Origin of the sequence: Streptomyces sp. WM6372 (assembly GCF_001279655.1) — a bacterium.
Lineage (GTDB): Bacteria > Actinomycetota > Actinomycetes > Streptomycetales > Streptomycetaceae > Streptomyces.
The window spans coordinates 26,179-39,024 of record NZ_LGDB01000192.1 but is presented as its reverse complement, the minus strand read 5'-3'; the positions used below and the strand labels follow the sequence as shown (position 1 = coordinate 39,024).

Sequence of the window (12,846 nt, the reverse complement as noted above, 5' to 3'; positions counted from 1 at the left end):
CCAGGGGCGGCAGGCGCGACACGGACACGCGGGCGAGCCGAGCATACCGACCGGTTGGCACGGTGGGGAGGGGCCGGTTCGCGGCGGCCCCCGCCGCGTGCGGGTCAGTCCAGTACGCGGGACAGGTACGCGTGCATCATCGCCCGGGTTTCGGCCACGATCGCGGGATCGCCGGCCGGGTCGGCCCGGAAGGCCAGCTTCGTCAGCGCGTCCGTGGCCTCTACGGCGACCAGGACCGCCCGCTCCAGGGTGGCGTCCGGGGTCAGGCCGAGGTGCGCGCCGAGCAGTTCGGTGAGGCGTACGGCGACCAGCCCGTTCGGGTCGGCGGCCGGACCCTCGGCCGGCGGGGCGGGCACCCCGAAGTCGACGAGCGCGAAACCGGGGACGGTCCGCTTCATGGCAAGGTACTCGTCGAGCACGGCGTCCACGACGGGCCGCCAGTCGCCGGCCGGGAGCGCGGCGAGGCGGTCCGCGATGGCGTCGGTGTACCGGTCCAGGTTGCGGTGGGCGAGGGCGATGGACATGGCCCGCTTGTTGCCGAAGAAGCGGTAGACGGAGCCGATGGGCACGCCGGCGCGCAAGGCGACGGCCCGGGTGCTGAGGTTCTCGTACCCGGTCTCGTCCAGGAGTTCGGCGCAGGCGTCGAGGATCCGGGCGAGCCGGTCGGCGCTGCGCTGCTGGATCGGCGTCCGGCGCAGGGGGTGGGCGGGGGGCACGGGGTCCATCATGCCGCTCCTGGCTCCTCTGTTCAGCAGCGGTCTCAGTTCAGCAGGAGACCGATGCCCCCGATCGTGTAAATGATCATGAGCGCGAGCAGCGGCAGCTGGCCGGCGACGGCCCTGGCGGGCGGGAAGAGGCGTACGGAGCGGTCGTGGGCCGCGATCACGCCGAGTACGTGACCGGCGACGACGGCGATGACCTGGAGGGCGGCGAGACCCCCTGGACCCAGTGGTGGCAAGGGTTCTGGGGCGTTGTCAGTGCCGAGTGCCATGATTACTGTGCGTGGTCCTTCGGTGACGAGGAGGGAGAAGTAGTGGGCGACGAGATAGCCGAGCGCGATCGGCACGAGTGAGTGCGCGAAGGCGGTCAGCGGGCCCGGGTGCGGGCCGCAGACGAGGCGGGTGGCCGCTGCGCAGAGGCAGTACAGGGTGGCGACGAGGGCGACGGAAGCGAGCAGTCCGAGCGTGGCCGTGGGGGTGCGGCCGAGGGGGGAGGTCTGGAGGGTGTTGATCCAGGAGGGGTTGTCGGAGTAGCCGTCGTAGGCGGTGGAGCCGAGCAGGACGCAGACGGTGGCGACGAGTCCGGGCCGCTCGGGCGTCGCGTCGAGTCCGTGGAAGGGGTTGCGCAGGACCAGGCGGCCGTCGCTGCGGCGGCCGAGGGGGGAGAGCCGGGCCAGGAGGGCGGAATACGCCTCGAAGGCGTCCGCGTCGGCGAACCAGCGCTCTCCGAAGCGGGCGGCGAGCGCGAGGTGGACGGCGGTGTAGACGGCGAGGGCGGTCAGGAGGGTGGTGGTGGATGCGGGATCCGGAGCGGCGAGTTCGAGCCAGGTGAAGCCGAACAGTCCGGCGGCGGCGGGCCATTGGCCGAGGCGGGCGGGAAGGGGGGCGGGTGCGTGCCGCGGGCGGGCGCGGGGCAGCCGGCGGCAGAGGCGGTGGAGGGTGCGGAGCGGGTTGAGCAGGCGCCAGACGGGGCCCAGGAGGAGGGAGGCGGGGACGAGGCCGACCCAGAGGAGGACGTAGACGGCGCCGGGGGCGGGGTTGCGCGCGGGGTCGTCGGGACCGAGGAGGAGGCAGAGGAGGACGGCGAGGGCGGCGGCGAGGCCGAGTCCGCGCAGGGCGGTACGGGTGGCCGGCGCGTCGGCGATCCGTTCCAGGGCGGCGGGCAGGGCGAGGCCTGACCGGTCGCCGCGGAATCGGGAGGAGGACCAGAGCAGGCCGAGCGCGAGGAAGGAGACGAACAGTGCGGCGAAGGCACCGGCGAAGGCGTAGAAGGGAGAGATCGGCAGATCGTGCTGGGACCCGATCCCGTGCGCGAGGGTGGTGAGCGGACCGGCCGGGCGATCGACCACGCCCCGGCCCCCGTCACCACCGCCCGCGACGGGCACGAGCCCGAGCCCGACCGGGGTCACCGCGGTCCGCCCGCGACGGAGCCGTGCCCGGGCCCGGGCGGGGTCATCGCGGTCCGCCCGCGGGGCACGGTGCGGGGCGGCTCCCGGGCGGGGTCATCGGACGAGGAGCTGGGTCAGGACGAGGCGGGACTCGTGGGTCTCGACCTCGAAGAGGCCCGTACGGTCGGCCGTCAGGACCAGGGTGGCCTCCTGGCCCGCCGGCAGGGCGAGTTCCTTGTCGTAGCCGTGGACGTGCAGGGTGTCCGCGCGGTCGCTGGTGACGCGCAGGGCGACGCGTTCCCCGCGCCGCAGCTCGGTGCGGCCGGGGGCCGGGCTGACCTTGCCGTCCCGGACGGCGATGGTGACGGTGCGGTCGGCGGGCGCCTCCGACGGCGACGGTGACGGCGAAGGCGGCGGTGACGCGGGCGTTGACGGCGGGGTGTGGGCGTGGCCGGCTTGGCCGGAGGTGGTGGCGGCGGGGGCGGTGAGCTGCAGCGTGCCCTCGACGGCCTTGCCGGCGACGGCCCAGGCGGTGTGGTCGTCGGCGTAGAGGCGGACGGTCAGGGTGTGCGCGCCCTCGGGCACCTGAGCCGCCGGCAGGTGGAACCAGGGGCCGTACAGCCGGGCCAGTTTGCGGCCGTCGAGCTCCAGGTGGGCGTGGCCGGCGCCCGGGAGGGCGGCCCCACCGGTGCTGTCGGGCGTGAAGCGGAAGTTCTTCACGGTCAGCTGGAGGTTCCAGCCGTCCTCCGAGTCGGGGCGGGCGGCGAGCTGGACCTGTGGCGCGCCCTCGGCCGGGACCTCGCGGAGCCGGTGGCCGGTGGGGTCCTGGGCGTCGAGCAGCGTGCCGGCGCCGCCGGTGGCCTGCTCGTGGCTGGTGCCGGGCTTGTGGTGGGTGGTGGCCCGCCCGCCGCAGCCCATGGCCGCGCCTCCCACGAGGAGGAGGACGAGCGCGAGCAGGGCCGCGCTTCGGGCGCCGCGCCGAGTCCGCGCCCCGAGGGGCGGTGTCCCGCAGCCGTCGCACCCGATGGGGCCTGCGGCCCGGTCGTCGCTCACTGTGCTCCTCCTTCGGCCGGGCGGGCCGGGGCCGGGGCCGGGGCGCCGCCGACCGGGCGGGAGGCGGCGATGGTGGCCCAGAGGGTCCACGGGATCAGGACCAGGGCCCGGAGCCAGGAGGGGCCGACGGGGATCCCGGGGATCATCAGGACGGCCTTGTCGAAGGCGTCGAGGAGGGTGAGGGCCGCCAGGAGCAGGGTCAGCCGCGCCAGCCAGGGGCGGGTGGGCCGCAGGGCGAGGCCCGCGCCCGTCCACCACAGGCCCAGCAGGAGCAGGGCCAGGGCCGGCACGGCGGTGTCCACGAGCGGCATCGTGGAGCCGGCCACGTCCAGGGCCAGCCCGGCCAGGCCCAGCAGCGAGGCCGCCGTGCCCAGTCGGGACCCGCGCAGGCGGCGCCACCACAGCACCCCGCCGACGAGGAGCAGGACCGCCGCCACCGCCAGCGCGATCTGGGTCTCCACCCGCTCCATGCCCCGCGCGCCGTACCAGTCGCAGCCGGCCGGAAGCTTGCGCGCCTGCACGCTGTAGTCGGCGCAGACGAGGAGCTGGGCGAGCTTCACCGGTTCGCCGACCAGCCGGGAGGAGGCGCCGGACACCTCGCCGCGCCGGTCGCCGCAGTGCGGGAGCGTGCCCGGGGTGGAGCCGTCGGGTCCGCTCTGCCAGCAGTTCCCGCTGCCCTGGCCGTCCCACCACACGTCCATGCCGTTGGGGCGCGAAGCCCCCGACTTGTCCTTGCCGAGGACGTTGGCGGCGTACCGGTTGTGGTGGGAGGTGTCCGCCTGCTTCGACCACGCCTCCTCGCCCCGGATGAACGCCGGGACCGCCGAGAGGAAGAAGCCCGCGCGCCGGTGCCCGTACACCCAGTTGTTCTCGTACACGTTCCAGTTGCCGCCCGCGGTGATGATCCCGGTGCCCGGCGGCATGGAGATCTGCGGGCAGACCACCCCCTGCTCGTAGCCCCGCTCGATCGGCGGCTTGGCGCAGGTGCCGTCGGCGACGTACCCGTAGTAGTCGGCGTTGTTGTCGTGGATCAGGTTCCGCTCGAACTTGGCGTGGTTCTGCGGGAGTCCGGGGTGGCCGGGGAAGGCGCTGTCCATCGAGGCGCCGCCCATGTTCTGGTCGAACTCGTTGTCGTGGACCCAGACCGAGTCCCCCGCGGTGCCGGAGTAGCCGACCATGTTGTGGTGGCTGTGGCAGCCGGTGATCTCGATGGAGTAGCGCGGGACCTCGTAGCCGCGCCCGTCGTTGATGTTCGAGGCGCTGCCCGGGTAGATGCCGGAGTCGCCGTTCCCGTACGACTCGCAGTTCTTGTACAGCCCGTGGTCGCTGGCGAAGGTCAGGAAGCCGTACTCGTCGTTCCACCGGGTCAGGACGTCGTCGATGACGAACCCGTCGCCCGCGAGCACGTACAGCGAGTTGAAGGTAGTCCGCTGCGCGGTGAAGTTGCGGAAGTAGATGCCGTTCGATTTGTCGGCGCGGATGGCGTTCAGCTTCTGGTACTTGGCGTCGATGACGACGTCCTGCCGGTTCGCGCCCGTGCCCTCGATCTGCAGGTCCGTCTTGCCGAGGATCGCGACGAGGTTCTGGTTGTGCCGGCACTGCACCTGCTGTTCGTACGTGAGGATCTGGTAGCCGAGCGAGGAGTTGGGGGCCTTGAGCGCGGCGCACTCCCCCGTCGGCTTCGGCAGCGAGGGCTCCTCCTCGTACAGGCCGGGGAGGACCGCGATGTTCATGCCGGGCCGGTCCACGGCGTCGACGGCTTCCTGGAGGTGCCGGTAGCCGCTCTTCTCGCACCGCTCGTACAGGGCGAGGTTGCGCAGCCTGAGCTCGTCCGGGAAGGCGGATATCCGGCGTTCGAAGGCGGGCCGGTCGGTCTTGCAGACGACCAGGTCGGGCTCGGTCTGCCGGTACCGGGGCACGGACCCGGAGCCGTCCGGCAGGGTCACGGGGCGCTCCTCGTGCGCGCGGGCGGCGGGCGCGGCGGCGAAGAGGGACAGGAGCGCGAGGAGGGCGGCGAGGAGCGCCGCCGGCACGGCAGGGAACCTGCGGGTCCACGACATGCGCGTGAGAGTAGAGCAATGTTCACCTTTTCGGGACCCCCCGCGGCACCGCGGAATCGGGGCCGCCATTGACGCGCGGGCCGCTGAATCCTACTGTCGACCATAGGATTCCTTCGACTGTGACAGAGCGGGAGCACCCATGAGCGAGCAGGCCGAGCAGGCCCGGAAGACGGCCGGGGCACTGGAGTACCTCACCGGCTTCGGCAACGAGCACAGCTCGGAGGCCGTCCCCGGCGCCCTGCCGCCCGGCCGCAACTCGCCCCAGCGCGCCCCCCTCGGCCTGTACGCGGAGCAGCTCAGCGGCAGCGCCTTCACCGAGCCCCGCAGGCACAACCGCCGCTCCTGGCTCTACCGGATCCGCCCCTCGGCCGCCCACCCGCCCTTCACCCGGGTCGACAACGGCGCCCTGCGCTCCGCGCCCTTCACCGAGGCCCCGGCGGACCCCAACCGGCTCCGCTGGAACCCGCTCCCCGACGCGGCCCCCGGCACCGACTTCCTGGCGGGCCTGTGGACCCTCGGCGGCAACGGCGACGCCACCCAGCGCACCGGCATGGCCATCCACCTCTACTGTGCCAACGCCTCCATGACCGACCGGGTGTTCAGCGACTCCGACGGCGAGCTGCTGATCGTCCCCGAGCGCGGCGGCCTGCTGCTGCGCACCGAACTGGGCCTGCTCAGCGCCGGCCCCGGCGAGGTGGCCCTGATCCCGCGCGGCGTGCGCTTCCGCGTGGAGCTCCTGGACGAGGACGCCCGCGGGTACGTCTGCGAGAACTACGGCCGCCCCTTCGAGCTCCCGGACCTCGGCCCGATCGGCGCAAACGGCCTCGCCGCCGCGCGTGACTTCCGGGCCCCGGTGGCCGCGTACGAGGACGTCGAGCGCCCGACCGAGGTCGTCAACAAGTTCTGCGGAAACCTCTGGTCCGCCACCTACGACCACTCCCCGCTCGACGTGGTCGCCTGGTACGGAACGCACACCCCGTACGTGTACGACCTGCGCCGTTTCAACGTCCTGGGCTCCATCAGCTACGACCACCCGGACCCGTCGATCTTCACCGTGCTGACCTCGCCCTCCGACACCCCGGGCCTCGCGGGCGTGGACTTCGTGGTCTTCGCCCCGCGCTGGCTGGTCGGCGAGGACACCTTCCGCCCGCCGTACTTCCACCGCAACGTCATGAGCGAGTACATGGGCCTGATCGAGGGCGCCTACGACGCCAAGGCGGAGGGCTTCGTCCCCGGTGGCGGATCGCTGCACAACATGATGTCGGCGCACGGACCGGACCGGGAGACCTTCGACAAGGCGAGCGCCGCCGAGCTGAAGCCGCAGAAGATCGACGACGGCCTGGCCTTCATGTTCGAGACCCGCTGGCCGATCACCGCCACCACCCAGGCGGCCGGCGCCGATCACCTCCAGCGCGGATACGACGACGTCTGGCAGGGGCTCCAGCGCCACTTCCGCGCCTAATATCGCTACGCGCGCCCCACGCGCTGCGCGTCACGTGCCACGCACCACGTGCGCCACGCCCCGTCCGTACGGAGAACCACCCGTGACCGCCTTCGCCCCCGACTCGCTGGTGCTCAACCGGAAGCTACCGCTCTGGTACCAGGTGTCACAGTCGCTGCGCGCCTCGATACTGGGGCGCACCCCGGACGCCTCGCTGCGCCTGCCCACCGAGGAGCAGCTCGCCGAGCACTACGGGGTGAGCGTGCTGACCATGCGCCAGGCGCTCAAGGAGCTGGAGGGCGAGGGGCTGATCAGCCGGCACCGGCGGCGCGGCACGTTCATCGAGCCGGGTGCGCGGCGCGGGGCGCCGGTACGGCTGCTGGGATCGGTCGACGCGATCGTGGCGCAGCAGTCGGGCGACCGTACGACGATTCTCGGCCACGCGCGGACGGCCGTGTCCGGGGAGCTGATGGAGCACTTCCCGGACACGGCCGAGGTGGTCACGTACCGCCGGCTCCGCCACGACGGGGAGAGCGGCGAGCCGACGAACTGGGCGGAGAACGCGGTCCGGCCGGAGGTCGCGGAAGCCGTGGACCTGGCCGATCTGGCGCGCTGGCCGATGACCAAGGTGCTGCGCGACGTGGTGGGCGTGAAGATCAGCCGGATCACGGACACGGTCGAGGCGCGGCTCGCCGACCCGGAGACGGCCGAGCTGCTCCGGGTACCGCTGCTCAGCCCGATCCTGCACTACACGGGTGTGACGTACGACGAGGACGGGCGGGTCGTGGACGTGGCGCGGATCCGGTATCGGGGTGACCGGTTCTCGTTCACGGTGACGGTCGACGCCACCTGACGGCCGGGCCGCCACACCCCGCGGGGGTCACTTCCCGTCGTCGTCCGTGCTGCGCTCCCCCTCCGCCTGCGACGGCGTGGTCCGCATCGTGTCGGGGTGGTGGTGCTGCAGCTTCTCCTTCTCGTCCATGTCCTCGTCGAGCCGCTCGCCCTCGGCCTGCGACGGAGTCGTGTACTCGTCGTAATGACTCATGTGCGCCTCCTCCTCGACATCGGAACATATCCGTATATAGGGAGCGTAGCTCTTCGGCCCGCACCCAGCCCGGCCACCCCCCGCACGCGCCCCTGCACACGCCCCCGCCCATGCCCCGCCCGCGCCCCCGGCCGCCGCCTCCCGTCGCTACCATCTGCCGGGTGAGCGAAGACGTACCGCTGCTGGACGATCTGATGCCCTGGGCCGTGGGCGGCCTGCGCCTGGGCCGGGCCTGGGTGGCGGCCCCCGACCCGGCGGCCCTGCGCGCCCGCTGGGCGGCTCTGACCGGCGCCGAAGGCACCGAGCGGGAGCGGCTGTTCCGCCCGACCCGCAGCCGTACGCCCACCACCGGCGCCGCGGCCCTGCCCGGCCGGCGCTCGCCGTCGACCGCCCGTTTCGCCGACGCGCCGGGCCCCTGCCCGGAGCCCCTGCGGGTGCTGCGCGACCCCTTCGACGAGCAGTGGCTGCTGCCCGACCAGCGGCTCATCGACCTGGCCCGGCCGGAGCTGTGGCGGGTCCTGGACGAGCACCAGCTCTTCGCCGTGGAGACCCCGGAGCTGCTGGTCACCGCGCACCTCCCGGCCGGCCGGCTGGGCCGGATCCGCCCCCTGCACCGGCGCCCCGGCGGCGCCGAGCCCAATCTCGCGCCGGGCCTGCTGCCACTGCTGGGCGAGCGCTACGGCGGCTGGGTCACCCCGCAGGACGTGCTCTGCTGGATCCTCGCCGCGGGCCGCCCCGGCCCCCGGGGGTACGAGGTCCCGCTGACCGGCGACCCCGGCCGCTGGCGGGCCGGGCTGGAGCTGGGGCACCGGCTGCTCACCGTCCAGCTGCGCGGCGGGCCCGGCGCCGAGCCGCCCCGGCTGCCGGGCGGGCGGCGCCCGTACGTCCGCTCGGCGGTCCAGGCCTGGCCGGACGGGCTCGCGTACGACCCGGAGACCGAGACCCTGAGCCTCGGGACCGGGACGGTCTCCCCCGTGCCGCCGGGCGCCTGGGAGTACGAGGTCCAGGGCGGCACCCGGGTACTGGAGGCCTGGTTCGCCGCCCGCACCGCCCACCGCGATCCCGGGGCCGACGGGCTGGAGGCGCTCGGTCCGGCCGAGTGGCCGCAGGCCTGGACCTCGGAACTGCCGGCCCTGGTGACCACCCTGGCGCTGCTGGCCGATCTGGCCCCGGAGCGGGCGGCGTTCACCGCCGGGCCGCCGCTGCCCGCCGCCGAGCTGGCGGCGGCCGGGGTGCTGCCTCCGCCGCGCTGGTCCCGGCGCCCGGCCTCGGTGCTCGACCACCACGAGGAGGGCCCGGGCGGCCAGTTCGCCCTGCTCTGACGGACGGAGCACGGGACCGGACCGCCCGGTGCGGCGGGATCGGGAGACGGCCCGGACCGGCGCCATGGGCGGCCGAACCGCGCACAACCGGCGATGTCGGCGTTCTGCCTGGTGACAGACGGGGGTCCGAGCAGGTAGGCAGGCTGTCATGACAGCCGACTCACCCGCACCCGCACGCCCCGTGGAACCGCCGCCCCTCGACGGCGTCACCGTCGTCGCCGTCGAACAGGCCGTCTCGGCCCCCTTCGCCACCCGCCAGCTCGCCGACCTCGGAGCCCGGGTGATCAAGGTCGAGCGGCCCGACGGCGGCGACTTCGCGCGCGCCTACGACACCGCCGCCCACGGACTGGCCTCGCATTTCGTCTGGGCCAACCGCGGCAAGGAGTCGATCGCGCTCGACCTGAAGGACCCGCGCGGCCTGGAGGTCCTGCACGGGCTGCTCGACGGGGCCGACGTGTTCGTCCAGAACCTCGCGCAGGGGGCCGCCGCCCGGCTCGGGCTCGACTCGGCCGCGCTGTGCGCGCGGTACCCGCGGCTCGTCGCCGTCGACATCTCCGGCTACGGGGCCGAGGGCCCGTACGCCCACAAGCGCGCCTACGACATGCTCGTGCAGTGCGAGGCGGGGCTGGTCTCGGTGACCGGCACCCCCGAGCAGCCCGTCAAGGCGGGCATCCCGGCCGCCGACATCGCGGCGGCCATGTACGCCTTCTCCGGGGTCCTGGCGGCCCTGCTGCGCCGCGGGACCACCGGGCGCGGGGGCCGGGTCGAGGTCTCGATGCTCGACGCGCTGGCCGAGTGGATGGGCCATCCGCTGCACCACACCATGCACGGCGGGGAGCAGCCCGTACGCACGGGCCTCGCGCACGCCGTCATCGCCCCGTACGACGCGTACCCGACGGCGGACGGGGACCGGGTGCTGCTGTCGGTGCAGAACGACCGCGAGTGGCGGCGGCTCGCCGAACAGGTTTTGGAGCGACCGGAGTTGGCCGAGGATCCGGCATACGCGACGAACGCGGCGCGCACCCGGGGCCGGGAGAAGACCGACGCGGTGGTCGCCGAGGCGCTGGCCGGGCTGGGCGCGGACGAGGCGATCGGGCGGCTGGAGGCGGCGGGCATCGCCTGCGCGCGGCTGAACTCGGTGGCCCGGCTGGCGCAGCACCCTCAGCTGGCGGCGCGGGACCGCTGGCGCGAGGTGGGATCACCGGCCGGTCCGCTGCGGGCACTGCTGCCACCGATCGGACTGCCGGGAGGCGCGGAACCGCACATGGGTGCGGTACCCGTGCTCGGCGAACACACCGAGGCCCTGCTGCGCGCCCTGGGGATGACGGGCGCGCAGATCACGACACTGCGCCGGGATGGTGTGGTTGCGTAGGGCCGGGGCGAAACCAATGACGGTCGGGGACGTTGTTACGAGCGGCGGCTGCCGAAGAGCGTGCGACGCAGACGGCGCAGCGGCGCGAAGAGCGAGACGCGCGCGCTCCGGCTCCGCAGGCGGTGCGTGTGGTCGCGGGACGTCAGTTCGCGCATCAGCAGCGTCGCTTCGGCGGCCTCGCGGTGAGGGACGGCGGGTCCGCCCAGCACGGCGAGGTGGCGGTCGAGGCGCGAGCTGGTCGCACTGCTGCCGCAGGTGATGGCAGGCACGCGAGGCGGCCTGCTGCGCATTGCTATCTGTTCCATGATCTCTCCCCACCCGTACGAGGGCACCCGGCCCGGGCAGGGTAACCCTATCGCCCCCGCGTCGTGCTCGGGTATCCCGGTGGTGTGAATTACCCCTATGGGGACGGGGAGTTGACGGTTACTCAGCGGAGTCGGCCGTCACTCTCCGCAGGGAGCGGGGCGCTCCGGGAACCCTTCCCCGGCCCCGATGGGCCCTTCGGCAGCTCCGCGCGCGCGTCCCGCCCCGGAGCGGGCCCACATCGCGTCCGCTGCGCTAACTTGGAGTGACCGCCCGCCGACACACGGACACGCCTGGGGGCTCGCGTGAGTGACAACATGGGTGAACCGGGCGGGGAATCCGCCGCAGGCCGTGTCATCTCGGGCCGGTACCTGCTCCTCGACCAGCTGGGCCGGGGCGGCATGGGCATCGTGTGGCGGGCCCGCGACGAGGTGCTCGGCCGCGAGGTGGCCGTCAAGGAGGTCCGGGCCCCGGCCGGACTGGACGGCGCCGAGATCGGGCGGATGTACCGGCGGCTGGAACGGGAGGCCTGGGCGGCGGCCCGGGTCTCGCACCGCGGGGTCGTCACGGTCTACGACGTGGCCAGCTACGACGGCCGGCCCTGGATCGTGATGGAGCTCGTGCACGGACTCTCGCTGGCCGACGTGCTGGAGGCCGACGGACCGCTCACCCCGCAGCGGGCCGCGCACTTCGGGGAACAGGTGCTGGCCGCGCTGCGCTCGGCGCACGAGGCCGGGGTGCTGCACCGGGACGTCAAACCCTCCAACGTGCTGGTGGCCAACGACGGCCGGGTGGTGCTGAGCGATTTCGGGATCGCCAGCCTGGAGGGCTCCTCCTCGATCACGATGACGGGCGAGGTGCTGGGCTCCCCCGAGTACCTCGCGCCGGAGCGGGCACTCGGGCGTGAACCGGGGCCCGAGTCGGACCTGTGGTCGCTCGGGGTGTTGCTGTACGCCGCCGTCGAGGGGGTCTCGCCCTTCCGCCACGACACCCCGCTGTCCACGCTGCGGGCGGTGGTGGACGACGAGCTGCCGCCGCCGCACCGGGCCGGTCCGCTGACGCCCGTACTGGAGGGGCTGCTGCGCAAGGATCCGCAGGAGCGGCTGCCCGCGGCGGAGGTGGCGCGGATGCTGCGGATCGTCGGGGCGGGCGGGATCCTGCGGGGCTCCGGCGGGGCGGTGTCGGGCCCGGACTCCCCGACGGCCACGGCGCACCACCGGCACGACCGCCAGGACGGGCCGACCCCGCCGATGCCGATGCCGATGCCCGTGCCGGGGCCGGCGCCTTCTCCGGTGCCCGGTCCGGCGGGGCCCGGGCCCTGGCCCGGGGGCGGGGCGCCGCCGCGCGAGGGGCGGGCCGGGGCGGTGCTGACCGCCGGGATCGTGGTGCTGCTGCTGGCGGTCGCCGCCCTGGGGTGGCTGCTGCTCAAGGACCGCGAGGAACCGGGCGGAAGCGGGGGCACCGGCACGACGGCCCCGGCCACCTCGTCGGCCCCGTCCGCGAGCGCGTCCGGGGCGCGGTCGCCGTCCGGGGCCCCGTCCCCGTCCCCTTCGCCCTCGCCGTCCGCTTCGCCGTCGGCCGCGCCCGCGGCGCGGTTCGCCGTGGCGGTGCGCGCCGTACGGGACGACTACCGCGGGACGTGTCCGCCGCCCGCCGACCAGGCGCCGGCCTTCACGGCGACGGTCGACGCGGACCGTACGCCCGCCGTGCTGGAGTACCGCTGGGCGACGCGCAGCGGGGTCACCACCGGCCCCGGCTGGCAGTCCGTCACGTACGAGGCGGACGGCCCCCGGAGCCGGCAGCTGGACCACACCGAGCTCACGTACTACCCGAGCGCGACCTTCACGGACGCGGTCCGGCTGGAGGTACGGGGGGAGGCGCCGACCGCCTCGGAGTGGGTGGAGTTCTCCGTGACCTGCGAGACGGAAGGGGAGGGGGAGCCCCCGACGGGCGGGCCCTCCCCCTCCCCCGGTGCGAGCGGTACGCCGGCCCCGGCCCCGGTCTCGGCGGGGCCGGTGACCGCAGGGCCGGTGTCCGCGGGACCCGAGACGCCGGAGGCGCAGGATCCGGCCCCGGAAGCGGCCGGCCCGGAGGCCGCCGCTTCGTAGGCGCCGCTTCGTGGCCACCGCTTCGTGGCCACCGC

At 74.4% G+C, this 12,846-nt stretch carries 11 protein-coding genes; 5 read left to right on the top strand and 6 right to left on the bottom strand.

Annotation, left to right across the window (positions count from 1 at the left end; translation table 11 throughout):
• Window positions 1-104: 104 nt before the first annotated feature.
• The 4 genes from ADK52_RS21975 to ADK52_RS21960 all read right to left on the bottom strand — a co-directional run bounded on the left by ADK52_RS21975 (window position 105) and on the right by ADK52_RS21960 (window position 5,220).
• Window positions 105-725: a TetR/AcrR family transcriptional regulator gene (locus tag ADK52_RS21975; RefSeq protein WP_053691582.1), complete on the bottom strand. Its 621-nt coding sequence runs from the start codon at window positions 723-725 to the stop codon at window positions 105-107.
• Between the two features lie 35 nt (window positions 726-760).
• Window positions 761-2,068 (bottom strand): hypothetical protein, encoded by a 1,308-nt coding sequence (locus ADK52_RS21970; protein ID WP_053691581.1) that lies wholly within the window; start codon window positions 2,066-2,068, stop codon window positions 761-763.
• Window positions 2,069-2,221: 153 nt separating this feature from the next.
• Window positions 2,222-3,025: a cupredoxin domain-containing protein gene (locus tag ADK52_RS21965; protein WP_234344129.1), complete on the bottom strand. Its 804-nt coding sequence runs from the start codon at window positions 3,023-3,025 to the stop codon at window positions 2,222-2,224.
• Between the two features lie 131 nt (window positions 3,026-3,156).
• On the bottom strand, window positions 3,157-5,220 hold the full coding sequence (locus tag ADK52_RS21960; protein WP_053691549.1) for a right-handed parallel beta-helix repeat-containing protein: 2,064 nt from the start codon (window positions 5,218-5,220) through the stop codon (window positions 3,157-3,159).
• Between the two features lie 139 nt (window positions 5,221-5,359).
• On the opposite strand from ADK52_RS21960, the gene hmgA reads away from it, so the two are divergent.
• Both hmgA and ADK52_RS21950 read left to right on the top strand, forming a co-directional pair.
• A complete protein-coding gene (hmgA, locus tag ADK52_RS21955; RefSeq protein WP_053691548.1) occupies window positions 5,360-6,682 on the top strand; it encodes a homogentisate 1,2-dioxygenase in 1,323 nt (440 codons plus the stop codon).
• 82 nt (window positions 6,683-6,764) lie between these two features.
• A complete protein-coding gene (locus ADK52_RS21950) occupies window positions 6,765-7,514 on the top strand; it encodes a GntR family transcriptional regulator (protein WP_053691547.1) in 750 nt (249 codons plus the stop codon).
• A gap of 27 nt (window positions 7,515-7,541) precedes the next feature.
• Here ADK52_RS21950 and ADK52_RS43065 read toward each other — a convergent pair whose 3' ends face one another.
• Window positions 7,542-7,706, bottom strand: coding sequence for a hypothetical protein (locus ADK52_RS43065; protein ID WP_182508688.1), 165 nt, complete (start codon window positions 7,704-7,706; stop codon window positions 7,542-7,544).
• Window positions 7,707-7,900: 194 nt separating this feature from the next.
• On the opposite strand from ADK52_RS43065, the gene ADK52_RS21945 reads away from it, so the two are divergent.
• On the top strand, window positions 7,901-9,028 hold the full coding sequence (locus ADK52_RS21945) for a type ISP restriction/modification enzyme (protein ID WP_234344127.1): 1,128 nt from the start codon (window positions 7,901-7,903) through the stop codon (window positions 9,026-9,028).
• Between the two features lie 148 nt (window positions 9,029-9,176).
• A complete protein-coding gene (locus ADK52_RS21940; protein WP_053691546.1) occupies window positions 9,177-10,400 on the top strand; it encodes a CaiB/BaiF CoA transferase family protein in 1,224 nt (407 codons plus the stop codon).
• A 35-nt stretch (window positions 10,401-10,435) separates the two neighbouring features.
• Here ADK52_RS21940 and ADK52_RS21935 read toward each other — a convergent pair whose 3' ends face one another.
• Window positions 10,436-10,705: a hypothetical protein gene (locus ADK52_RS21935; protein WP_172671376.1), complete on the bottom strand. Its 270-nt coding sequence runs from the start codon at window positions 10,703-10,705 to the stop codon at window positions 10,436-10,438.
• 315 nt (window positions 10,706-11,020) lie between these two features.
• Here ADK52_RS21935 and ADK52_RS21930 point away from each other — a divergent pair, with 315 nt between their 5' ends.
• Window positions 11,021-12,811 (top strand): serine/threonine-protein kinase, encoded by a 1,791-nt coding sequence (locus ADK52_RS21930; protein WP_063783904.1) that lies wholly within the window; start codon window positions 11,021-11,023, stop codon window positions 12,809-12,811.
• Window positions 12,812-12,846 lie beyond the last annotated feature (35 nt).

Coding starts and splice junctions, on each gene's coding strand:
- ADK52_RS21975 (WP_053691582.1), bottom strand. CDS start 725: ATGGACCCCGTGCCCCCCGCCCACCCCCTGCGCCGGACGCCGATCCAG.
- ADK52_RS21965 (WP_234344129.1), bottom strand. CDS start 3,025: ATGGGCTGCGGCGGGCGGGCCACCACCCACCACAAGCCCGGCACCAGC.
- ADK52_RS21960 (WP_053691549.1), bottom strand. CDS start 5,220: ATGTCGTGGACCCGCAGGTTCCCTGCCGTGCCGGCGGCGCTCCTCGCC.
- hmgA (WP_053691548.1), top strand. CDS start 5,360: ATGAGCGAGCAGGCCGAGCAGGCCCGGAAGACGGCCGGGGCACTGGAG.
- ADK52_RS43065 (WP_182508688.1), bottom strand. CDS start 7,706: ATGAGTCATTACGACGAGTACACGACTCCGTCGCAGGCCGAGGGCGAG.
- ADK52_RS21945 (WP_234344127.1), top strand. CDS start 7,901: ATGCCCTGGGCCGTGGGCGGCCTGCGCCTGGGCCGGGCCTGGGTGGCG.
- ADK52_RS21940 (WP_053691546.1), top strand. CDS start 9,177: ATGACAGCCGACTCACCCGCACCCGCACGCCCCGTGGAACCGCCGCCC.
- ADK52_RS21935 (WP_172671376.1), bottom strand. CDS start 10,705: ATGGAACAGATAGCAATGCGCAGCAGGCCGCCTCGCGTGCCTGCCATC.
- ADK52_RS21930 (WP_063783904.1), top strand. CDS start 11,021: ATGGGTGAACCGGGCGGGGAATCCGCCGCAGGCCGTGTCATCTCGGGC.